We start from the raw sequence: 22,639 nt of genomic DNA on the forward strand, positions 1-22,639 counted from the left end.
GGAGTGGTATGCAGCTCGGACGGAGATCCCTCCTGCTCGCGGCGGCCGCGGGCACCGCCGCGGCGGCCACGGCGGCCCCGGCGGCGGCCGCACCCCGCACGGGCGGCCCGGTGGTCATCGGCCACCGGGGCGCGGCCGGCTGGCGCCCGGAGCACACGGCGGCCTCGTACACGTACGCCGTGCAGACGGGCGCCGACTGGATCGAACCGGACCTGGTGCCGACGAAGGACCACGTGCTGGTCGTCCGGCACGAGAACGAGATCTCCCAGACGACCGACGTGGCCGCCCACCCGGAGTTCGCGGACCGCAGGACGACGAAGACGGTCGACGGCCGCTCGGTCACCGGCTGGTTCACGGAGGACTTCACGCTGGCCGAGCTGAAGACGCTGCGGGCGGTGGAGCGGCTGCCGCAGGTCCGCAACCGCAACACCGTTTTCGACGGCCGCGAGGAGGTCATGACCTTCCAGGAGGTCGTGGACCTGGCGCGGCGGCTGTCGCGGGCGCACGGCCGGACGATCGCCGTCTTCCCGGAGACCAAGCACCCCACGTACTTCCGTTCGATCGGCCTGCCGTTGGAGCCGAAGCTGGCGGCCGCGATCCGCCGTAACCGGCTCGGGCGGCGCGAGTGCGTCGTGCAGTCCTTCGAACCGACGAGCCTGCAGCGCATGACGGATGTGAACGTGCCGCTGTGGCAGGCGCTGGGGACCACGGGCGGGCCGTACGACCTGCCCGGGACGACCTACCGGGAGATGACGACTCCGGCGGGGCTGGCGGAGATCGCGGAGTACGCCGGCTGGATCGGGCCGGACAAGTCCTCGCTCGTCGGCACGTCCCTCGTCGCGGACGCGCACGCGGCCGGGCTGCGGATCGGGCCGTACACCTTCCGCGCGGAGAACCAGTTCCTGCCGGAGCGGTTCCGGCGCGGGAGCGGAGCGAACGATTTCGGGGACGCGTTCGCGGAGTACGCGCTGTACTACGACATGGGGGTCGACGCGGTCGTGACCGACTTCCCGGACCTGGCGGTGATGGCGAGGAGGGGCTGATGGCGGTGAGCCGGGCATGCCGGACCTGCGGCACCATGCAGGAGTTCCGGATCTTCAACGCGGTCGAGCGGGCGGCCGTCCGGGCGGAGAAGGGGGACGGCCACTTCGTGGACGACTACTGGCGCTGCAAAGCTGTCGGCTGCCGGTGGTACCAGCGCTACCTCAACCGGGGCGAGGACGGCCTGCTCCCGGAGGAACTCGCGATCCGGGCCGCCCCCGCCGAGTGAGTCCTACAGGTTGGAGAAGTCCGGGCCCTTGGTGCGGGTGCGCTTGATCTCGTAGAAGCCCGGCACCGAGGCCACGGCGAGGGTGCCGTCCCAGAGGCGGGCGGCCTCCTCGCCCTGGGGGGCCGGGGTGACGACCGGGCCGAAGAAGGCGATCTGCTCGCCGTCGGCGCCGGGCACGGCGATGACCGGGGTGCCGACCTCCTGGCCGACCAGGTCGATGCCCTCCATGTGGGAGGCGCGCAGCTCGGGCTCGTAGCGGGTGCCGTCCCAGTGCTCCATGAGGGACTCGGGCAGGCCGGCGTCCTTCAGGGCGGCGGCGACCGTCTCCTTGCCGGGACCCTCGCCCTGGTTGTGGATGCGGGTGCCGAGCGCGGTGTAGAGGTCGCCGAGCACCTCGGCGCCGTGCTCCTGCCGCGCGGCTATGACGACCCGGACGGGGCCCCACGCCTTGGTCTCCAGCAGCTCGCGGTACTCCTCGGGCAGCTCGTCCAGCTTGTCCTCGTTGAGGACGGCGAGGCTCATGACATGCCAGCGGACCTGGATGTCCCTGACCTTCTCCACCTCCAGCACCCAACGGGAGGTCATCCACGCCCAGGGGCACAGCGGGTCGAACCAGAAGTCGACGGGGGTCTTGTCCGACATGTCTCTCCTCATGAGGAAACCGTTTCTCCGGGAACACCGGCGTTCGCCGCCGTCATTCCCGGCTGCCCGGCGTCAGGGCCGCGTGGCAGGATCGGTGCTGTTCAGCCGTATCCGACGACGTTCGAGGAGTGCCGCCCGTGCCCGGTGAGAATCTGTCCCGCGACGAAGCCCGGGAGCGGGCCGCCCTGCTGCGCGTCGACGGGTACGAGGTGTCCCTCGACCTGCGGTCCGCGGTCGGCGAGGACGCGGGCGACGGGCCCCGTACGTTCCGCTCGGTCACCACGATCCGCTTCCGCTGCAACGAGCCCGGCGCGAGCAGCTTCGCCGACCTCATCGCGCCGAGTGTGACGGCCGTCTCACTCAACGGCCGTGATCTGGACCCCGGTGAGGTCTTCGACGGCTCCCGGATCACGCTGGAGGACCTGGCCGCGGACAACGAGCTGGTGGTCGACGCCCGGTGCGCCTACTCCCGCACCGGCGAGGGCCTGCACCGCTTCGTCGACCCGGAGGACGGCGAGGTGTACCTGTACACCCAGTACGAGCCGGCCGACTCCCGCCGCGTCTTCGCCAACTTCGAGCAGCCCGACCTCAAGGCCCCGTACCGCTTCGAGGTGCGCGCCCCGGAGGGCTGGACGGTGTGGAGCAACGGGGCGGGCGAGCAGACGGACGGGGTGTGGCGGTTCGCCGAGACCAAGCCGATCTCGACGTACATCACATGCGTGGTGGCCGGGCCGTACCACTACGTGACGGACTCGTACTCCCGCACGTTCGCCGACGGCACCACGCTGGAGATCCCCCTCGGCGCCCTGTGCCGCAAGGGCCTCGCGCCCTACTTCGACGCCGACGACGTCTTCCTGGTCACCAAGCAGGGCCTGGACTTCTTCCACGACCACTTCGACTACCCGTACCCGTTCGGGAAGTACGACCAGGCGTTCGTGCCCGAGTACAACCTGGGCGCGATGGAGAACCCGGGCCTGGTGACGTTCCGGGAGGAGTTCATCTTCCGCGGGAAGGTGACGCAGGCGTCCTACGAGGGCCGGGCCAACGTCGTGCTGCACGAGATGGCGCACATGTGGTTCGGCGACCTGGTCACCATGGAGTGGTGGGACGACCTGTGGCTGAAGGAGTCGTTCGCGGACTTCATGGGCGAGTTCTCGCTGGTCGGCGCGACCCGCTTCAAGAACGGCTGGGTCACCTTCGCCAACCGCCGCAAGGCGTGGGCGTACCGCGCGGACCAGCTGCCCTCCACGCACCCGATCACGGCGGACATCCGCGACCTGCAGGACGCCAAGCTGAACTTCGACGGCATCACGTACGCCAAGGGCGCGTCGGTGCTGAAGCAGCTCGTGGCGTACGTCGGCGAGGACGCGTTCCTGGAGGGCGCCCGGCGCTACTTCAAGCGGCACGCGTACGGCAACACGCGCCTCGGTGACCTGCTGTCGGTGCTGGAGGAGACCAGCGGCCGGGACATGGGCGCGTGGTCGCGGTCCTGGCTGCAGACGGCGGGGGTGAACTCGCTGACGCCGCAGGTGCTGCTGGACGCGGACGGCCGCGTCGAGGAGCTGGCGGTGGTGCAGGAGGCCGCCGAGTCGCACCCGGAACTGCGCCCGCACCGGGTGGCGGTGGGCCTGTACCGGGTGGCGGGCGGGACGCTGGAGCGGTACGCGCGCGTGGAGACCGACGTCGACGGTGCCCGGACGGTCGTCGCGGAGCTGGCCGGCGCCGACGCCCCGGACCTGGTCCTGGTCAACGACGACGACCTGACGTACTGCAAGATCCGCTTCGACGCGACCTCGCTGGCGACCCTGCGCGAGCACCTGGGGTCGGTCACCGATCCGCTGGCCCGCGCCCTGTGCTGGTCGGCGCTGTGGAACATGACGCGGGACGCGCTGCTCCCGGCCCGGGACTTCGTGGAGCTGGTACTGCGGTTCGCGGGGCGCGAGTCCGAGATCGGCGTGGTGCAGATGCTGCACGCGTGGGCCGACTCGGCGGTCACGCACTACGCGGCGCCGGCCCGGCGCGAGGCGGCCGCGGGGCTGCTCGCCGAGGGCGCGCGGCGCGAGCTGTACGCGGCCGAGCCCGGCAGCGAGCACCAGCTGGCCTGGGCGCGTTTCTTCGCCCGGACGGCCACCGCCGAGGCCGACTTCGCGCTGCTGCGGGAGCTGCTGGAGGGCACGGCGACGGTCGAGGGCCTGGAGCTGGACCAGGAGCTGCGGTGGGTGTTCCTGGAGCCGCTGGCCGCGCACGGGGTCATGGACGAGAAGGCGCTGGCGGAGGAGCTGGCCCGGGACGACACCGCCTCCGGCAGGCGCCACCAGGTGCGCTGTCTGGCCGCCCGCCCGTCGGAGGCGGTCAAGGCGCAGGCGTGGGCGCAGGTCGTGGAGTCGGACGCGCTGTCCAACGCCATGGTGGAGGCGACCATCGCGGGCTTCTCCCAGGGCTCGCAGCGGGAGCTGATCGCGCCGTACGCGGAGAAGTACTTCGCGGCGATCGAGCGGGTGTGGTCCGAGCGGTCGATCCAGATCGCGATGCACGTGGTGGAGGGGCTGTTCCCGTCGCTCCAGCAGTCGCGGGAGACGCTGGACGCCACGGACGCCTGGCTGGACGCCCACCGGGAGGCCGCTCCGGCGTTGCGCCGGCTGGTGCTGGAGGCCCGGGACGATCTGGCACGGGTGTTGCGCGGACAGGCGTGCGACGAGGCCGCTGACCAGTAGCTTTGGCCTAAGATCCGGCGTTCCGCCTTCGTTACAAGACGCATGCGCCGGGAGCCGTAACCCCTGGTCCGCACCCGAACGGACCAGGGGCTTTCGGCATCCGAACATCCGTCCTTTAGTGCCGGGTTGTCCGCATTTGTCGACGGAGCTGTAACAGCGGTTCAAGGAGGGTACGGGCGCGGGAAATTGCGGGGCATGACCCACAACACCCCGCTCTCCCCCCGCCCCCTGCACGACCTGTCCGGCCGTGGCCGCCCCCGCGTGATGACGACGGCCCAGCTCCGCTCGCACGGTGTGTCGACGGCCGAGACGAACGAGCAGTGCCGCCCCGGCGGACCTTGGCAGCAGCTCCTCCCGGGCGTGGTCCTGCTCCACCCGGGCCCGCCGACCAGCGAGGAGCGGCTGCACGCGGTGCTGATGTACGCGGCGCGGGAGCGCGGCGGCGTCCCCGCGCAGCCCGGGGCGGGCCGGCCGTCCGCCCCCGCCCACCCGGAGGCGATGATCACGGGCCTGGCGGCGCTGACGCTGCACGGCTTCTCCTCCACTCCCCCGCTGCCGTCCCTGGACGCCATCGACGTCCTGGTCCCGCGCCTGCGGCGGCTGCGCTCGACGGGCTGCGCGCGCATCGTCCGCAGCGCCGCGCTGCCCGCCCCCGAGCAGGTCACCGGAGTGCCGGTGGCACCGGTCGCCCGCGCGCTGGCCGACGCGGTGGCGGGCCTCTCGGACGCCGACGTCGTGCGCCGCCTGATGACGGAGGCGGTGCGCGGCGCCCACTGCGACGCGACGGCGGTGGTCCGCGAACTGAACCAGGCGCGGCTGCTGAGCCGTCCGCACGTGGTGGACGCGGTGGAGTCCCTGCTGGCCGAGGGCCGGGCGATCGCGGAGGACCGCCTGTACCGGATGGTCCGCGAGTTCGGCCTGCCCGACCCGGTCTGGAACGTCGACCTGCGCCTGCCCGGCGGCCCCTACCTCGGCGGCCTGGACGCGTACTGGCCCGACCAGGCGGTGGCGGTGGAGCTGGACACGCGGGCGCCCCGGCAGGACGACGACGCCCTGTGGTCGGAGTACGCCCGCAAGCGCGAGCACCTGGAGCGGCTCGGCATCACGGTCGTCCACATCACGCCGAGGAAGCTCCGCGACTCGCTGGAGCAGCAGGCGACGGTGGTGCGCACGGCGTTGATGGCGTCGGCCGACCGCGACCCGGCCGCGTACGTCGTGGTCCTGCCCCGGTAGTGACGGACCGGGGCAGGGCCAGGAGGGGGGAGGAGGGGCCGCCGGGTGCTGCCGGCGGCCCCTCCTCGACGGCGGGAGCCCCTACCGGCCGCAGAACTCCGCCTCGACGACGGCTTTGGTCTCTCCCGCCCAGTCCCCGTTGAAGTTGACGGCCAGCGAGTGGCGGCCGTCGCGCGTGGTGACCGCCATGGAGGAGGAGCCGTGGATGTCGCCGCCATGGCCCCAGACGGTTCGCCCGCAGGTCAGCCTGTACGAGCGCAGGCCGAGACCGTAGCGCTCGTTCTTCTTCGTCGTGGGGACCGTGCGCCTCATCTCCTTCAGTTGCCGCGGCGCGAGCACCTCGCCGCGCAGCAGGGCGGAGAAGAAGCGGTTCAGGTCGGCCGAGTCGGAGACCATCTCCCCCGAGTAGGCGAAGGATGGGTGGAACTCCGTGACGTCGTGGGTCGGGCCGTCCGGTGTTCTCGCCAGCTTGCCGTAGGCGCGGCTGCTGGGCCGCGGGACGGTGGTCCGGGTGCGGGGGACGGAGGTCGCCGTCAGCTTCAGCGGCTCGATGATCCGGCGTTCGACCGCCTCGCCGTACGGGCGGCCCGTGATCCTCTCGATCACCAGCGCGGCGAGGATGTAGTTGGTGTTGGAGTACTTCCAGGAGGTGCCCGGCGCGAAGTCCCGCCGATGGGTCATGGCCATCGCGACCAGTTCCCGGGGCGTCACCCTGTCGAAGCGGTGCCGCAGGAAACCGTCCTCGAGCATGTAGGTCCGCTGGAAGGTCTCGTCGGCCAGCACGTCGAAGACGCCGCTGGTGTGGTTCAGCAACTGGCGGATCGTGATGCGGCTGCCGTCGTGGTCGTGGCCGTGCACCACGCCCGGCAGCCACTTCTCCACGGTGTCGTCGAGCGAGAGCTCTCCCTCCGCCTCCAACTGCAGGACGACGGTGGCGATGAACGTCTTGGCCGCGCTGCCGATCCGGTAGTGGTCCCGCGTCGAACGCGGCTCGCCCGTCCTCAGGTCGCCGACACCGGCGGTGGTCGCCCAGGTGCCGCCGCCCCGCTCCCGCACCGTGACGCTCACCCCGGGGACGCCCTCGGCGACGGCGGCCCGTACGGCCCGGCGGGTGGCCTCGTGGTCGCCGGTGGGCGGGGCCGCGGCCGCGGGGCCCGCGAGGGCCGCCGACAGTGCCGCCGCCGTCGCCGCCGTCAGGGTCGTGCGTGTGCGTCTGCCCATGTCCCCTACCCCCGTCGCGTCGAGCGGTGTCGGGGGGTGGGACCGCGAGCGGCGGGCCGGAGTTGACCGGCCCGGGCGGGTTGAGCGGGATTCAGCCCTTCTTGAGGACCAGTTCGGTGTTGCGGTCCTCCGGGTCGCCGCCGAGGCTCGTGCTCGCGCCCGGGGCGTTGAGGGACAGTTCGCGGTAGAGGGCCGCGAGACCGGTCTGGGACAGGTCGGAGAAGTCCGTGCGGTGCGGGGCCGAGGACTCCACCAGCGTGGTGAACAGCGAGATCGTGCCGTCCTTGTTGTCGGTCAGCTCGATCACCCGGGCCAGCTGCGGGTAGTCGACGTGGGAGGCGGTGGAGATCTCCCAGAAGGAGCCGCCGGCGGACGTCGCGTGCGGGGTGATGACGTTCTTGTGGATGTGGCCGTTCACCCACGCGAGCACGTTGCGGTGACCGCCGAGCAGGGCGAGCACCTCCTGGCCGGTGTGCCGGCGCTCGTAGGGGCGGGCCGGGTCGCGGCGGGTGTTCGTCATCGTCTTGCTCGTGTGGTGGCTGAAGACGACCGCGTAGGAGTCCTTGTTCTCCCGCAGGGTCCGGTCCAGCCACTTCAGCTGGCCCGCGCCGAGGGAGCCCTCGTAGTGGCCGCCGGCGTCGGTGGTGTCCAGGCTGATGCCGATGACGTCGTCGGAGATGCGGAAGGCGTAGTACTGGGTGCCCGCGTCCAGGTTGGCGGAGGAGTAGCCGTGACCGGCCGGGCCGATGCCCCGGTAGGCCGGATCCAGGTGCGCCCTGATGTAGTCGGCGGGCGTGAAGGGGGCGCGGCTCTCGTCGGGGGTCACCGAGCGCATGGCGCGGGCCTGGGACTTGAGGAAGTCGTGGTAGCGGACGCCCTCGGGGTCCCGGGCCTTCTTGATGAGGGTCTGCAGCCGTTGCGCCTCGGCCGCCGTCACGTTCATCAGCTTCTTGCCGCCGACGGCGAGTTCGGTGAGGTAGGAGTCGCCGTGCGAGGCGTAGCAGCCCATCGGCAGGGAGTCGTGGTTGCCGACGGTGGAGTACCAGGGCAGGTTGAGGCCGGGGCTCCGCACCTCCCGGACGGCCGCCTTCAGGAAGCCGTCGAGGTGCGGGAAACCGGCCTGCTTGTCGGTGTCGCGGACCGCCGCGTCCGGCTGCCAGTACAGCTTGAGGCCGCTGTTCTGGACGCCCTCGTACTGGCGCGGGTCCCCGGTGTTGGGGGTGATGCGCCCGCCGCTCATGATCTTCAGGAACCAGTCCAGCTCGGACTTGGCGTTGTTGTCCGTGTTGTCGCCGGTGGTCATCGCGAAGTGCAGCGGGGCGCCGGTGACGGGGGCGCCGCGGAGCGCGTTGATCCGCTCCACCAGGGCGATCGCGCCCTGCACGGTCAGCGCCTCGTGCGGCCGCCAGGCGTGCACGTCGGCCGAGCGCAGGTACTCCAGGCGCAGCGGGTGCTGGGCGTCGATGATGTGCAGGTCGGTGAGCTGCACGAACGCCGCGAGGGCGGTACGGCGACCGGCGCGGCCGGACTTGGGCGCGGCCAGCTCGGAGCGCACCACCCGCTGCCAGCCGGGTCCGTCGCCCAGGCGCCGGTATCCGGCGCCGGCGCGCGGGGTGGCGACGGACGCCACGGTCGTGCCCTTGGTGTAGGGGGCGAGCGGCGCGGCCGGCGCCTGGCGCGAGGAGGCGGCGACGGCGGACCCGGTGCTCTCCTTGACCGTGGCCGCCTGGCTGTCGCTGGGCCGCAGGGCGTAACCGACGCCCGCGGAGAGAGCGACCGCTCCGGTGGCGGCGAGGACGGAACGACGGTGGATGCCCTGGCCGGAGCCGGCGACTGAGCGTGTGCGCGACATGCGCTTCTCTCCCCGAGTGCGAACGCGTCGGCAGTGGTCGCGGGGTGTTCGTTCAGGTGAACACCCCGCTCGTACTGGATCGTTGGCAGTGGGGATGACCTGTGCGTAAACGCGGCGGCAACGGGCAGCGCCGATCACCGTACGTCGATCTTGGACTACCCTGCGCGTCGTCGTCCGCTCCGGGAACAGCCCGGAGCCGGTCACGCGGCGTTCATCTTCCGGGGTACTGCACCTACTCCAGGGCGCCTGCCAGCCGCCCGGTCACCGGCCGCTCCCGCCACATCCGCAGCGCGATGTCGACCATGGAGACCCGGACCAGACCGGGCACGGCGTCCAGGTCCTGCCAGGCCGCGAGGTCGGTGGAGCCGTTGACCTCGTAGCGCAGTTCGCCGCCGGTGACGCGGCCCTCGTAGACGAGCCGGACGGCGTGGTGGTCGACGGCGGGGCCGAAACCATGACGGAAGACCCGGTGGGAGGAGTCCACGCCGAGCAGCCCGGTGACCTCGATGCGGTAGCCGGTCTCCTCCTCCACCTCGCGCCGCACGGTGTCATAGGGATCCTCGCCGTGCTCCATGCCGCCGCCGGGCACGACCCACTCGGGCGTGCCTCCCCCAAGCTCTCGACTGCGCTCGAGCAGGGGGGACCCCCATTGCGCGGGTGAGCGGGCGAGGAGGATCTGCCCGTCCCGGACGCATACGGCGTAGGCCGCCACCCTCAACCTCTGTCGCATTACGGGACGTTAACCCGTGACACCCGACGAGCGGGCCGATTCGCCGTGTTCGGGCTCCATGTCCCTAAAGCGCATAGCGGGTTTTCCCCATGCGTCCATCTCGTTTCGGTCAACGATCCCCAAACTTCCGTCCCTTGCGTAAGGCTGTGCGATCGTCCGGGCTTGCGTTCCGGACGGTCGCGACCAGGCCCGATCGGACCCGGTCGCTCCCGCTCGTTCCTTTACCTACAAGGGATGCCGATGACCCTCACCCCCCAGCGTGACCCGATATCGGGCCGGAGACGAGTGGCGCGCATCGCCGTCGCCGCCGGTCTCGTCGCCGCGCTCTCCGCGGCCGGGCCGGTCCCCCTGGCCTTCGCCGCCGACGGCCCCGGCGCCGCCGCGCCCACCGACGCGGACGTCAAGTCCGCGCACGACAAGCTCGGCTCCGATGACGCGGACCTGCTCGCCGAGGCCAAGGCCGACGGCGACAAGACCGTCACGATGATGATCGCCACCGCGCCCGGGCAGACCGAGCAGGTCGCCGGGCAGTTGGACGCGGTCAAGGGCGGCGCGGTCGGCCGGGCCGACGACAAGCTGGGCTACGTCCGCGCCACCGTCCCGACGTCCCGGGCGGACTCGGCCATCGCCGCCGCCGTCAAGCTCTCCTCCGTGCACGGCATCGACCTGCGCGAGGAGATCCCGCTGGACGACCCGACGCCGAGCGCCGACGCGGCCAAGGGCGCTAAGGCCACGGCGGCCTACCCGGCGCCGGGCAGGAAGACCCCGGCCGAGAACCCGTACAACCCGTCCTTCGAGACGGGCGCGGTCGACTTCGTCGAGGACCACCCGAAGGCGGACGGCCGCGGCATCACCATCGGCATCATCGACTCCGGTGTGGACCTCGGCCACCCGGCGCTGCAGAAGACCACGACCGGTGAGCGGAAGATCGTCGACTGGGTGACGGCGACGGACCCGGTCGTCGACAACGACAACACCTGGCGCCGGATGGACACCTCCGTCGCGGGCCCCACCTTCACGCACGGCGGCACGACCTGGACGGCGCCCGCGGGCTCCTACCGGATCAGCACCTTCAAGGAGTCGTACACCACCGGCGGTGACGCCGCGGGTGACGCCAACCGCGACGGCGACAAGACCGACGAATGGGGCGTGCTGTACGACCCGGCGGCCGGCACGGTCCGCGTCGACCTCAACGACAACCACGACTTCGGTGACGACACCGCGATGAAGCCGTACAAGGACGGCTTCCAGATCGGGTACTTCGGCACCGACGACCCGAAGACGGACGTCGCCGAGCGGCAGCCGTTCGTCGTGGAGATCCGCAAGGACGTCGTGTACAACGGCGCCGGCGCCAAGGCCGACTTCGTCAACATCGGCGTCATCGAGTCCGAGCACGGCACCCACGTGGCCGGCATCACCGCCGCCAACGGCCTGTTCGGCGGGAAGATGAACGGTGCCGCGCCCGGCGCCAAGCTGGTCTCCTCCCGCGCCTGCACCTGGTCCGGCGGCTGCACCAACGTCGCCCTGACCGAGGGCATGATCGACCTCGTCACCAAGCGCGGCGTCGACATCGTCAACATGTCGATCGGCGGCCTGCCGGCGCTGAACGACGGCAACAACGCGCGCGCCGAGCTGTACACGCGCCTCATCGACACCTACGGCGTCCAGCTGGTGATCTCCGCGGGCAACTCCGGCCCCGGCGCCAACACCATCGGCGACCCGTCGCTCGCCGAGAAGGTCATCTCGGTCGGCGCGTCCGTCTCCAAGGAGACCTGGGCCGCCAACTACGGCTCGGTCGTGGAGAAGAAGTACGCGCTGATGCCGTTCTCCTCGCGCGGCCCGCGTGAGGACGGCGGCTTCACCCCGACCCTGGTCGCCCCGGGTGCCGCGATCAACACGATCCAGACCTGGATGCCGGGCCAGCCGGTCGCCGAGGCGGGCTACACCCTGCCGGCCGGCTACGGCATGCTGCAGGGCACCTCGATGGCCTCCCCGCAGGCCGCCGGTGCCGCCGCGCTGCTGCTGTCCGCCGCGAAGCAGAAGAAGATCGACCTCACCCCGGCGACCCTGCGCACCGCCCTCACCTCGACCGCCGACCACATCAAGGGTGTGCAGGCGTACGAGGAGGGCGCGGGCCTCATGAACATCGAGGACGCCTGGGACGCCATCCGCGACGGCGCCACCTCGCACGCGTACACGGTCAAGGCGCCGGTCGACACCGCGCTCGACCAGTTCTTGAAGACCCCCGGCTTCGGCACGGGCCTGTACGACCGCGAGGGCGGCCTGAAGGCCGGCCAGAAGAAGACCTACGAGGTCACGATCACCCGCACGTCCGGCGCCGACAAGGCGATCCGGCACGAGCTGCACTTCGAGAACAACGCGGGCGGCACCTTCCGGATCGTCGGCTCCGACGAGGTCAGGCTGCCGCTGAACCAGCCGGTGACCGTCAAGGTCCAGGCCGCGCCGAAGTCCGCGGGCATCAAGAGCGCGATCCTGGAGGTCGACGACCCGAGGACCGAGGGCATCGACAAGCAGGTCCTGAACACCGTCGTCGTCGCCGAGCCGCTGAAGTACACCTTCGCCGCCTCGGACTCGGTGCAGCGCAACAGCTCGGACCACTACTTCGTCACCGTCCCCGAGGGCGCCAAGTCCCTCGAGGTCGCGATGAGCGGGCTGAAGGACAAGAGCCAGACGCGGTTCATCTCCATCCACCCGTACGGCACGCCGGCCGACCCGACGTCGACGATCAACTGCTACCCGAACTACCCGAACCCGGCGAACACCTGCCGCCCCGACGTGCGTTCCTACGCGAACCCGCAGCCGGGCGTGTGGGAGATCGAGGTCGAGTCGCGCCGTACGTCGCCGCTGCTCGACAACCCGTACAAGCTGGACGTCGCCGTCCTCGGCGCGGCCTTCGACCCGGAGACCGTGACCCTGCCCGAGGCGAAGGTCGGCACTCCGGCCGCCGCCTCCTGGAAGGTGACGAACGGCTTCGCCGCGCTCGACGGCAAGCTGGTGGGCGGCCCGCTCGGCTCGGCGAAGACGGCCCGCCCGTCGATCAAGCAGGGCGAGGCGCAGCACACGACGGTCGCGGTTCCCGCGGGCGCGAAGTCGCTGGACGTCACCATCGGCGGCGTCTCGGACGCGGCCGCCGACCTCGACCTCGCGGTCTACGACGCCTCCGGCACGCAGGTCGGCAGCTCCGCCGACGGCGACTCCGACGAGTCGGTCTCCATCCCGTCGCCGGCCGCCGGCACGTACACCATCGAGGTCGTCGGCTACGCGGTGCCGGCCGGCACCACCGCCTACGACTACCGGGACGTGTTCTTCGCTCCGAGCCTGGGCAGCGTCGGCGTCGACGGCTCGCCGGTGAAGCTCGGCACGGGCGCGTCTGCCACGGTCTCGGGCAGCGTCACCGCCACGGCGGCCGCGCCCGAGGGGCGTGAGTTCTTCGGCCAGGTGCAGCTGGTCAACGCGCGCGGCACGGCCGCGGGCGTGGGCAGCGTGAAGATCGAGAAGGTCGTGCCGTAACCGGTCACTTCCCTCGATGAGGGCGGGCGTCCGTACGGGCGCCCGCCCTTCGCGCTACTCCTCGCAGGGACCTTCGCGCTACTCCTCGCAAGGACCTTCGGCTACTCCTCGCAGGGATACGTGCGTGACTCGGGCAGGGCGGCGGTGATCCAGGCCCGGTCGCGGGCGATCTCCTTCTCGCCCGTCGTCCACAGGTCCGGCTCGGCGTGCCCCTGCCGGATGCCGACGAGGACGTGGTCGCCCGGCCGCAGCGGCGGATCGATCGCGGCGTCCATGGGGAAGACGACCCGGTCCCGGCCCTCGGCGGGCTTGTAGTGGCGGTCCACGTCCAGGCTGACGCGGTTGCGGCCGGTGCCGGGGACGGCCTCCACCTCCGCGACGGTGCCCTCGACGACGAGCCGGGCGCAGGCGAGGTAGCCGGCGTGGCCGAGCTTGCCCTCCTCCGCCCCGTACCCGTCGCCGCTCTCCACCCGGGCCCCGCCGTCGGCCGCCGAGCTGCTCGCCGTGTCGTCGTTCCCCGTCCCGGCACCGCTCTGCACGACCAGCCAGCCCATGGCCACGACGACGGTGGCGGCCGCGGCAGCGGCGAGGCCCCGCAGGGCCAGCACCAGGGGCCGGGGCCTGCGCCGCCCCGACAGCGGCGTCACCGTCGAGCCGCCGCCCGTCTCCGGGCCGGGCACCGGGGGCACCGACCGTACGGACGGGCCGGCCTCGGTTCCGGCCTCGTGCGCCAGGGTGTCCCCGATCCGCTCCAGCTGTTCCCGCAGCAGTGCCACGTCCGCGGCGGCCGCGCGGTGGGCGGCCATGAACTCCGGGTCACGGCGGGCCGCCGACGGCAGGGGGTCGCCGACGAGCACGGCCATCAGCGGGTCCATGCCGTCGTACGCCTCAGGGCTCGGCCGGCCGTCGTCGTACGCGGCTCCACCGCGCTCGGCACCGTCTTCGCTTCCGGCGTGGCGCCGGTCGTCGTCGTTCCGGGCGGTCACGTCACACCACCTCGTCCTCGTGCAGGCGGGCGCGCAGGGCCCGTACCGCCGTGTGCAGCCGGCTCTTGACCGTGCCCTCCGGGACGCCGAGCTGCTCGGCGATGGAGCGGACGGGCAGGTCGGCGTAGAAACGCAGGACGACGACCTGCCGCTGGGCGTCCGGCAGTGCGTCCAGCCCCTGGGCGACGGCGACGGAGAGCACGCTCGTGTCCTCGCCGGAGGGGTGGGCCGGCTGCCGCAGGGCGGCCAGCCGCTCCCCGAGCCGCTCCTGGCGGCGCTTGGCCCGGTGCCAGTCCATGGCGAGGTTCGAGGCCACGACCGCCGCCCACGCCGAGACGTCCCGCGGCGCCTCCCGCCCGCTCGCGGCCCGCTCCAGCAGACGCAGGCGGACCTGCTGTACCCCGTCCGGCAGGTCCGCCTGCGGCACGCCGCCCAGCGCGAGCACCGCCCGCACCCGGCGCTCCTGGGCCGCGTCCAGCGGATCGGCCCCGATCGGCCGATCGCCCCCGCTCGGCCGATCGCCGCCGCGCAGTGGATCGTCGTCGGCGTGCGCCTCCCGGCCGCGCCGGGCCCTTCCGCGCAGCAGCACAAGCCACCCCCCTCACCGTGTTTCTCCTACGACGCCGGCACGGCCCGGAACGTTCGGCCGTCTTCGCGAAGAGTTCCGGGAAGTTCCGCCGGGACGACAGAGGCGTACGTCACACTTCCGTGTGGCCGAGACCGACAGGGGCAGGCGAGCTTGCGGCGCACGACCCCCGCCGGACGAATATCTCCAGCTCAGCGGGGTCGACACCGCAGGTCCGCAACCATGGAACGGGACACGTCGTCCCACTCCCCGGGCAGTCCGGGGAAAGAAGTGGACAGACGGGCCGTGGTCGGCCGCATGATGGAAAAGCCTCGGCCAAGCAACGAGCACGTGAAGAGACGCAGGAGAGGGAGTCACCGTGAGGGTCGGAATCGTCGGAGCCACCGGACAGGTGGGCACGGTCATGCGCAGGATCCTCAAGGAGCGGAACTTCCCGATCACGGAGCTGCGCCTGTTCGCCTCGGCCCGCTCGGCGGGCACGGAGCTGGACGGCGTGACGGTGGAGGACGCGGCGGCCGCCGACTACACCGGCCTCGACATCGTGCTGTTCTCCGCGGGCGGCGCCACGTCCCGGGCGCTGGCCGAGAAGGTCGCCTCCCAGGGCGCCGTCGTGATCGACAACTCCTCCGCGTGGCGCAAGGACCCCGAGGTCCCGCTGGTCGTCTCCGAGGTGAACCCGCACGCGATCGCGAACCGCCCCAAGGGCATCATCGCCAACCCGAACTGCACGACGATGGCCGCGATGCCGGTCCTGCGTCCGCTGCACGAGGAGGCGGGCCTGGAGGCCCTGGTCGTCGCCACGTACCAGGCGGTGTCCGGTTCCGGTCTCGCGGGCGTGGCCGAGCTGCACGGCCAGGCGCAGAAGGTCGTCGCCGACGCCGACCAGCTCACCCACGACGGCGAGGCGGTCGACTTCCCGGAGCCCGGCGTCTACAAGCGCCCCATCGCGTTCAACGTGCTGCCGCTGGCCGGTTCGATCGTCGACGACGGCCTGAACGAGACCGACGAGGAGCAGAAGCTCCGCAACGAGTCCCGCAAGATCCTGGAGATCCCCGAGCTGAAGGTCTCCGGCACCTGCGTGCGCGTCCCGGTCTTCTCCGGCCACTCCCTCCAGGTCAACGCCCGCTTCGCCCGCCCGATCTCCCCGGAGCGCGCGACGGAGCTGCTGAAGGACGCCCCGGGCGTCGAGCTCTCCGACATCCCGACCCCCCTCCAGGCCGCCGGCAAGGACCCGTCCTACGTCGGCCGCATCCGCCGCGACGAGACGGTGGACAACGGCCTGGCCCTGTTCGTCTCCAACGACAACCTCCGCAAGGGCGCGGCACTGAACGCCGTGCAGATCGCGGAGCTGGTGGCGGCGGAGCTGAAGGGCTAGTCCCTGCGCACCTCGTAGAGGAAGCAGCCGTACTCGACGGCCCGGACGTGGACGAGCGCCACGGCCGGGTCGTCGAACGCTTCTGCGAGGGCCTGCTCGAACGCTTCCGTGCAGGTCTGGTCGACGGCATCCGGTGTCCCCACCAGTTCGCCGCCCAGGATGTGGCCCTCCGCGGAGTAGCGGCGGACCGTGCGGTGAGCGTTGGTGAAGGGGAGGGTGTCGCCCGCCGGGCCCTCGCACTCGTCGGCGTGGATGAAGACCGGGCCCTGCTCGTCGTAGGCGCCCGGGGTGGCGCCCGTTTCCGACGCCCAGCGGCGCAGGGGCGCGTACGAGACGAGGGCGATGCGTTCGCCGGGCTCGCTGCGGCGCAGGCAGCAGCGGAGCGGGGCGTCGCCCTCGGGGTCGGTGAAGGGGGTCGTGGGGCGGCCCGCGTCGTCGGTCGTGCGCAGCTCCTTCAGGGCCCGCGCTTCGATGGGGCGTGCGGTGTACGTCGTCGTCTGCATGTTCCTCAGACTCGCGCGCGCGGGGCCCGGTCACCGGCGGTATCCGGACGTCGCGTTCCCGCGCCCAGCGCTGCGGGCAGGGCCAGCAGCGCCAGTCCGCCGCCGGCCACCAGCACCGCCGTCGGCCCCAGCGCGTCCGCCGTGCGGCCACCCGTGAACGCCCCCAGCGCGATCGCCGTGTTGAAGACCCCCGCGAACAGGGCCGACCCCGCCTCCCGCGCCCCGGGCGCCGCCGCCGACAACCAGTTCTGGGCGGAGACCGAGACGCCCCCGTAGACCAGGCCCCACAGCACGAGCAGCGCCGTGGAAGCGGCCAGGGACCCCGCCGCCGGGGCCAGCAGCAGCACCACCGTGCCGAGTGCGGCGGCGATGGCCGGCAGGGCCCTGCGGGGGTCTCGGGCGGCCAGCGCGCCACCGGCGAAGGTGCCGGCGACTCCGGCGAGGCCGTAGCCGAGGAGGAGGGTGCTGACCGTGCCCGCGCCGAGGCCCGGTATCCGGTCCAGCACCGGGCGGACGTACGTGTAGGCGGCGAAGTGGCCGGTGACCAGGAGCAGCACGGCCAGCAGGCCGCGCGCCACGCCCGCCGTGCGCAGCAGTCCCGCGAAGGTGCCCGGGCGGACCGGGCTGCCGGGCGGCAGCGGGGGCAGCGCGAGGTACAGGGCCGCCGTCACCGCGAGCGCGAGGCCCGTCAGCGCCGCGAAGGCCCAGCGCCAGCCCGCGAGGGAGCCGAGCAGCGTGCCCGCGGGGACGCCGAGCACCGAGGCGACGGCAATCCCGCTGAAGATCAGCGCGGTCGCCCGCCCGGCCCGCTCGGGCGGCAGCAGCCGCGGCCCCAGCCCGGCCGCGATCGCCCACACCCCGCCGATGCACACCCCGACCAGGGCGCGCGCGAGCAGCAGGACGGCGAGGTGCGGGGCGAGGGCGCAGAGCAGGTTGGCGGCCGCGAGCAGGAGCAGCAGGACGCACAGCACGGTGCGCCGGTCGGCGCGGCGGACCGCGAGGGGCAGCAGGGGTGCGCTCGCCGCGGCGACCAGGCCGGGCAGGGTGACGGCGAGCCCGGCCGTGCCGGCGGAGACGTGCAGTCCGGCGCCGAGCGGGGTGAGCAGTCCGACCGGGAGCATCTCGGTCGTGACGACGGCGAAGGTGGCGGCGGCGAGGCCAAGGACGGCGGGCCAGGGGCGGTCGGGCGGGGTGGCGCCGGTCCGCTGCGGGACCGGCGCGGAGGTCGTGGAAGGCATGCCTCCACCCTTTTGCCGCGGCCGCCCGGGAACAACGGCGAAGTCCTCACCCTTCCATGAGCGGGACTGATCGATCCGAACGGGAGGGGAAACCGCCGTGGCGGGGCTGGAGTTGCGCGAGCTGGAGTGCTTCCTGGTCCTGGCCGAGGAGCTGCACTTCGGCCGGACGGGTGAGCGGCTGTACGTCTCGCAGAGCCGGGTGAGCCAGTTGGTGAGCGCGCTGGAGCGCCGGGTGGGCGGCCGGCTGGTGCACCGCACCAGCCGCCGGGTCGCCCTGACCCCGCTCGGCGAACGGTTCGTCCAGCGGCTGCGCCCGGCGTACGGCGGGCTGCGGGAGGCCGTGGAGGACGCGCGGGCGGCGGCCCGGGGCGTCGAGGGCACCCTGCGGATCGGCTTCCAGGGGACGGCGGACGCCCGGCTGGCGGCGGCGGTGCGGGCCTTCCGGTCGGCGCACCCCGAGTGCGCCACGGACCTGGTGGAGATCCCGCTCGCGGATCCCTTCGGCGGGGTGCGGGAGGGCGCGGTGGACGCGGCGGTCGTCCTGCTTCCGGTGCGGGAGCCGGACCTGGTGCTGGGGCCGGTGTTCTCGCGGCGGCCCCAGACGGTGGCGGTCTCCCGGGACCACCCCTTCGCGTCCCGTACGGCGGTGTCGGCGGCGGAGGTGGCGGAGACGGCGCTGGTCACGGCCGGGCCCCCGGCACCGGCGTACTGGCGGACCGCCCACGCCCCGTCCGCCGTCCCGGGCCCCGCGGTCAGCACCCTCCAGGAAGGGCTGACCCAGGTCGCCGCCGGGCACGCCGGGATGCTGCTGTGCCGTCCCACGGCCGCGTACCACCGGCGTGAGGACGTGGCGTTCGTACCGGTGGAGGGCGTTCCGGAGTCCGCGCTCGGCCTGGTGTGGCACCGGGACGGGGAGTCGGCGGCGGTGCGCGCGTTCGCCCGGACCCTCGCCGACCGAGGGGTCTCCCTAGGAGAAGCCCCGGTCGTCGCCTGATGCCAGGCCGCCGTGGAAAGATGGCGCAACCCACCCATAACGAGGAGATGACCGCGTGCCTGGCACAAACCTGACCCGCGAAGAGGCGCAGCAGCGGGCGAAGCTGCTCGCCGTTGACTCGTACGAGATCGAACTCGACCTCTCCGGCGCGCAGGAGGGCGGCACCTACCGGTCCGTGACCACGGTGCGCTTCGACGTCACGGCGGACAACGGCGCCGAGTCGTTCATCGACCTGGTCGCGCCGACCGTGCACGAGGTGACGCTGAACGGGGACTCGCTCGACCCCGCCGAGGTCTTCGCGGACTCCCGGATCGCCCTGCCCGGCCTGCTCAAGGGCCGCAACATCCTCCGGGTGGTCGCCGACTGCGCGTACACGAACACCGGTGAGGGTCTGCACCGCTTCGTCGACCCGGTCGACGACCAGGCCTACCTCTACACCCAGTTCGAGGTGCCGGACGCCCGCCGGGTGTTCGCGAGCTTCGAGCAGCCGGACCTGAAGGCGACCTTCCAGTTCACCGTGAAGGCGCCCGAGGGCTGGACCGTCATCTCCAACTCGCCCACCCCCGAGCCCCAGGACAGCGTCTGGGTCTTCGAGCCGACGCCGCGCATCTCGACGTACATCACGGCGCTCATCGTCGGCCCGTACCACTCGGTGCACAGCGTGTACGAGAAGGACGGCCAGTCCGTCCCGCTCGGCATCTACTGCCGGCCCTCCCTCGCCGAGTACCTGGACTCGGACGCCATCTTCGAGGTGACCCGGCAGGGCTTCGCGTGGTTCCAGGAGAAGTTCGACTACGCGTACCCGTTCAAGAAGTACGACCAGCTGTTCGTGCCGGAGTTCAACGCGGGCGCGATGGAGAACGCGGGCGCGGTGACCATCCGCGACCAGTACGTGTTCCGGTCGAAGGTGACGGACGCGGCGTACGAGGTGCGCGCCGAGACCATCCTGCACGAGCTGGCCCACATGTGGTTCGGCGACCTCGTGACCATGGAGTGGTGGAACGACCTGTGGCTGAACGAGTCGTTCGCCACGTACACCTCCATCGCCTGCCAGGCCGCCGCGCCCGAGTCGCGCTGGCCGCACTCGTGGACGACGTTCGCGAACTCGATGAAGACCTGGGCGTACCGGCAGGACCAGCTGCCCTCCACGCACCCGATCATGGCGGACATCCGCGACCTGGACGACGTGCTCGTCAACTTCGACGGCATCACGTACGCCAAGGGCGCCTCCGTGCTGAAGCAGCTCGTCGCCTATGTGGGCGAGGACGAGTTCTTCCGGGGCGTGCAGGCCTACTTCAAGGCGCACGCCTACGGCAACACGCGCCTGTCCGACCTGCTGGGCGCGCTGGAGGAGACCTCCGGCCGCGACCTGAAGACCTGGTCGAAGAAGTGGCTGGAGACGGCCGGCATCAACGTGCTGCGCCCGGAGATCGAGACGGACGCGAACGGCGTCGTCACCTCCTTCGCCATCCGCCAGGAGGCCCCGGCCCTGCCCGCCGGCGCCAAGGGCGAGCCCACGCTGCGCCCGCACCGCATCGCCGTCGGCCTGTACGAACTCGACGACGACAGCGGCAAGTTGCTGCGCGACGAGCGCATCGAGCTGGACGTCGACGGGGAACTGACCGCCGTCCCGCAGCTCGTCGGCAAGCGCCGCCCGGCCGTGATCCTGCTCAACGACGACGACCTGTCGTACGCGAAGGTCCGCCTGGACGAGCAGTCCCTGGCGTTCGTCACGGAGCACCTCGGCGACTTCGAGTCGTCCCTGCCCCGCGCCCTGTGCTGGGCGTCGGCCTGGGACATGACCCGCGACGCGGAGCTCGCGACCCGCGACTACCTCTCGCTGGTGCTGTCCGGCATCGGCAAGGAGTCCGACATCGGGGTCGTGCAGTCGCTCCAGCGCCAGGTGAAGCTGGCCATCGACCTGTACGCCGACCCGGCCGCCCGCGAGGCGCTGCTGGCCCGCTGGACCGACGCCACGCTGGCCCACCTGCGGGCGGCGGCGCCGGGCAGCGACCACCAGCTGGCGTGGGCGCGGGCGTTCGCCGCGACGGCCCGCACACCCGAGCAGCTGGACCTGCTGGACGCGCTGCTGGAGGGCGCGCAGACCATCGAGGGCCTGGTCGTCGACACGGAGCTGCGGTGGACGTTCGTGCAGCGGCTCGCGGCGGTCGGCCGGTTCGACGAGACGGAGATCGCGGGCGAGTACGACCGGGACCGCACGGCCGCCGGTGAGCGCCACGCGGCCACGGCCCGCGCGGCCCGTCCGACCCCGGAGGCGAAGGCGGAGGCCTGGGCGTCGGTCATCGACTCCGACAAGCTGCCGAACGCCGTGCAGGAGGCGGTCATCGGCGGCTTCGTCCAGACCGACCAGCGCGAGCTGCTCGCCCCGTACGCCGACCGCTACTTCGAGGTGGTCAAGGACATCTGGGAGTCCCGCTCCCACGAGATGGCCCAGCAGATCGCGGTCGGCCTCTACCCGACCGTCCAGGTCTCCCAGGAGACGCTGGACAAGACGGACGGCTGGCTGGGCTCCGCCGAGCCGAACGCGGCCCTGCGCCGTCTGGTCTCGGAGTCGCGGGCCGGTGTGGAGCGCGCGCTGCGGGCGCAGCGGGCGGACGCGGCGGCCGGGCAGTAGCCCGGCGGCTGTCACGACAGCGGTGGGGCGTCCGGCGGTGCCGGGCGCCCCTTCGCTTTCGCCTTCCGCGGCCGGAGACCGCCGTGGCCCTACCGCCGCAGCGCCCCGTCCGTGACGTCCCTCGCATCCGTCCGGGCGTTCCCTTCGCGGAAGCGGAGGGTGCGCGCCTTGCGCGGGGTGACGAACTGGCCCGCCACCGTCGCCCCGAGGGCCAGCACCATGCCCACCAGCTGCACCGGCGTGAGCGCCTGCCCGAGGGCCGCCCAGCCGACGACGGCCGCGGTCAGCGGGGAGAGCGGGACGAGGAAGGTGACCTGGGTGGCGGTGAGGCGGCCGATCCCGCGGAACCACAGCCAGTACGCGACCGCCGTGTTGGCGACGGCGAGGTAGAGGTAGCCGCCGACCGCCGGGCCGTCCAGGACGGGCGGCGCGCCCTCGATCAGCAGCGCGAGGGGCGCGATGAGCAGGCCGCCCGCGGTCAGCTGCCAGCCGGCGAGGGCCAGCGGGCCGACGCCCTCGGGGCGCCCCCACCGCTGGGTGAGCACGGTGCCGGTCGACATCGACGCGGTGGAGGCGAGGGCCGCCAGCAGCCCCAGCGTGTCCAGCTGCCCGGCCGCCCGCAGCACGACCATGCTGACGCCGAACGCCGCGACGATCCCGGTGAGCAGCGTGCGCGCCGAGGGCCGCTGCCCGAGCAGCAGCGCCGAGAGGCCGGCCACGAACAGCGGGCCGGCCGAGCCGACGACCGCCGCCAGACCGCCGGGCAGCCGGTACGCGGAGAGGAACAGCAGCGGGAAGAAGGCGCCGATGTTCAGTGCCCCCAGCACCGCCGCCTTCCACCACCAGGCACCGCGCGGCAGCACCCGGGCGAGGGCGAGCAGTAGCAGACCGGCGGGCAGGGCGCGCATCAGGGCGGTGAACAGGGGGCGGTCGGCGGGGAGGAACTCGGTGGTGACCGCGTAGGTCGTGCCCCAGGAGACGGGTGCGAGGGCGGTCAGGGCGATGAGAGCGGGGCGGGACGCGGCCATGGGGTGAACCCTTCGAATAGGTCAGTGGAAAATAGCTTAGCGCTAAGCAACTTTCAGTCAAGCTACTTTCTTGCGGGTGACCGAGGGGGAGCCGATACTCG

Annotated in this window: 17 protein-coding genes; 8 read left to right on the forward strand and 9 right to left on the reverse strand. The window is 72.5% G+C overall.

Features of this window, described 5'->3' with window-relative positions:
* Window positions 1-8: 8 nt before the first annotated feature.
* Entirely contained in the window at window positions 9-1,043 is a 1,035-nt protein-coding gene (locus tag ABZ948_RS29305) for a glycerophosphodiester phosphodiesterase family protein (protein WP_359764468.1), read from the forward strand.
* A complete protein-coding gene (locus tag ABZ948_RS29310; RefSeq protein WP_359764470.1) occupies window positions 1,043-1,270 on the forward strand; it encodes a hypothetical protein in 228 nt (75 codons plus the stop codon). Before ABZ948_RS29305 ends, ABZ948_RS29310 begins: the two co-directional genes overlap by 1 nt.
* A 3-nt stretch (window positions 1,271-1,273) precedes the next feature.
* On the opposite strand, the gene ABZ948_RS29315 is transcribed toward ABZ948_RS29310, so the two are convergent.
* Window positions 1,274-1,912, reverse strand: a complete 639-nt coding sequence (locus tag ABZ948_RS29315; RefSeq protein ID WP_359764472.1) for a mycothiol-dependent nitroreductase Rv2466c family protein — start codon at window positions 1,910-1,912, stop codon at window positions 1,274-1,276.
* 137 nt (window positions 1,913-2,049) lie between these two features.
* On the opposite strand from ABZ948_RS29315, the gene pepN (ABZ948_RS29320) reads away from it, so the two are divergent.
* Window positions 2,050-4,626: an aminopeptidase N gene (gene pepN / locus ABZ948_RS29320; RefSeq protein WP_359764474.1), complete on the forward strand. Its 2,577-nt coding sequence runs from the start codon at window positions 2,050-2,052 to the stop codon at window positions 4,624-4,626.
* A gap of 195 nt (window positions 4,627-4,821) precedes the next feature.
* On the forward strand, window positions 4,822-5,859 hold the full coding sequence (locus ABZ948_RS29325) for a hypothetical protein (protein ID WP_359764476.1): 1,038 nt from the start codon (window positions 4,822-4,824) through the stop codon (window positions 5,857-5,859).
* Window positions 5,860-5,940: 81 nt separating this feature from the next.
* Here ABZ948_RS29325 and ABZ948_RS29330 read toward each other — a convergent pair whose 3' ends face one another.
* The 3 genes from ABZ948_RS29330 to ABZ948_RS29340 form a co-directional block, all read right to left on the reverse strand.
* A complete protein-coding gene (locus tag ABZ948_RS29330) occupies window positions 5,941-7,080 on the reverse strand; it encodes a serine hydrolase domain-containing protein (RefSeq protein ID WP_359764478.1) in 1,140 nt (379 codons plus the stop codon).
* Between the two features lie 91 nt (window positions 7,081-7,171).
* A complete protein-coding gene (locus ABZ948_RS29335; protein ID WP_359764480.1) occupies window positions 7,172-8,932 on the reverse strand; it encodes a TIGR03767 family metallophosphoesterase in 1,761 nt (586 codons plus the stop codon).
* 232 nt (window positions 8,933-9,164) lie between these two features.
* The gene (locus ABZ948_RS29340; protein WP_359764482.1) at window positions 9,165-9,662 is read right to left on the reverse strand and encodes an NUDIX hydrolase; all 498 of its coding nucleotides are present in this window, start codon (window positions 9,660-9,662) and stop codon (window positions 9,165-9,167) included.
* 240 nt (window positions 9,663-9,902) lie between these two features.
* Between ABZ948_RS29340 and ABZ948_RS29345 the strand changes: the two genes are divergently transcribed.
* Entirely contained in the window at window positions 9,903-13,193 is a 3,291-nt protein-coding gene (locus ABZ948_RS29345; protein WP_359764484.1) for a S8 family serine peptidase, read from the forward strand.
* 101 nt (window positions 13,194-13,294) lie between these two features.
* Here ABZ948_RS29345 and ABZ948_RS29350 read toward each other — a convergent pair whose 3' ends face one another.
* Both ABZ948_RS29350 and ABZ948_RS29355 read right to left on the reverse strand, forming a co-directional pair.
* The gene (locus ABZ948_RS29350) at window positions 13,295-14,179 is read right to left on the reverse strand and encodes a hypothetical protein (protein WP_359764486.1); all 885 of its coding nucleotides are present in this window, start codon (window positions 14,177-14,179) and stop codon (window positions 13,295-13,297) included.
* A gap of 1 nt (window position 14,180) precedes the next feature.
* Window positions 14,181-14,765 (reverse strand): RNA polymerase sigma factor, encoded by a 585-nt coding sequence (locus tag ABZ948_RS29355; RefSeq protein WP_435857642.1) that lies wholly within the window; start codon window positions 14,763-14,765, stop codon window positions 14,181-14,183.
* A gap of 358 nt (window positions 14,766-15,123) precedes the next feature.
* On the opposite strand from ABZ948_RS29355, the gene ABZ948_RS29360 reads away from it, so the two are divergent.
* On the forward strand, window positions 15,124-16,140 hold the full coding sequence (locus ABZ948_RS29360) for an aspartate-semialdehyde dehydrogenase (RefSeq protein ID WP_359764488.1): 1,017 nt from the start codon (window positions 15,124-15,126) through the stop codon (window positions 16,138-16,140).
* Here ABZ948_RS29360 and ABZ948_RS29365 read toward each other — a convergent pair.
* The gene (locus tag ABZ948_RS29365) at window positions 16,137-16,643 is read right to left on the reverse strand and encodes a DUF1203 domain-containing protein (RefSeq protein WP_359764490.1); all 507 of its coding nucleotides are present in this window, start codon (window positions 16,641-16,643) and stop codon (window positions 16,137-16,139) included. The two genes, ABZ948_RS29360 and ABZ948_RS29365, sit on opposite strands and share 4 nt — an antisense overlap.
* A gap of 5 nt (window positions 16,644-16,648) precedes the next feature.
* Window positions 16,649-17,881 (reverse strand): MFS transporter, encoded by a 1,233-nt coding sequence (locus tag ABZ948_RS29370; RefSeq protein WP_359764492.1) that lies wholly within the window; start codon window positions 17,879-17,881, stop codon window positions 16,649-16,651.
* Window positions 17,882-17,978: 97 nt separating this feature from the next.
* Between ABZ948_RS29370 and ABZ948_RS29375 the strand changes: the two genes are divergently transcribed.
* Together ABZ948_RS29375 and pepN (ABZ948_RS29380) are read left to right on the forward strand one after the other, a co-directional pair.
* Window positions 17,979-18,875, forward strand: coding sequence for a LysR family transcriptional regulator (locus tag ABZ948_RS29375; RefSeq protein ID WP_359764494.1), 897 nt, complete (start codon window positions 17,979-17,981; stop codon window positions 18,873-18,875).
* A 55-nt stretch (window positions 18,876-18,930) separates the two neighbouring features.
* The gene (gene pepN, locus ABZ948_RS29380) at window positions 18,931-21,510 is read left to right on the forward strand and encodes an aminopeptidase N (RefSeq protein WP_359764496.1); all 2,580 of its coding nucleotides are present in this window, start codon (window positions 18,931-18,933) and stop codon (window positions 21,508-21,510) included.
* A gap of 89 nt (window positions 21,511-21,599) precedes the next feature.
* Here the strand turns inward: pepN (ABZ948_RS29380) and ABZ948_RS29385 are convergent, their stop codons facing one another.
* On the reverse strand, window positions 21,600-22,538 hold the full coding sequence (locus ABZ948_RS29385) for an EamA family transporter (RefSeq protein WP_359764498.1): 939 nt from the start codon (window positions 22,536-22,538) through the stop codon (window positions 21,600-21,602).
* Window positions 22,539-22,639 lie beyond the last annotated feature (101 nt).

The organism is Streptomyces olindensis, from assembly GCF_040645895.1.
GTDB classification, from domain to species: Bacteria; Actinomycetota; Actinomycetes; order Streptomycetales; family Streptomycetaceae; genus Streptomyces; species Streptomyces olindensis.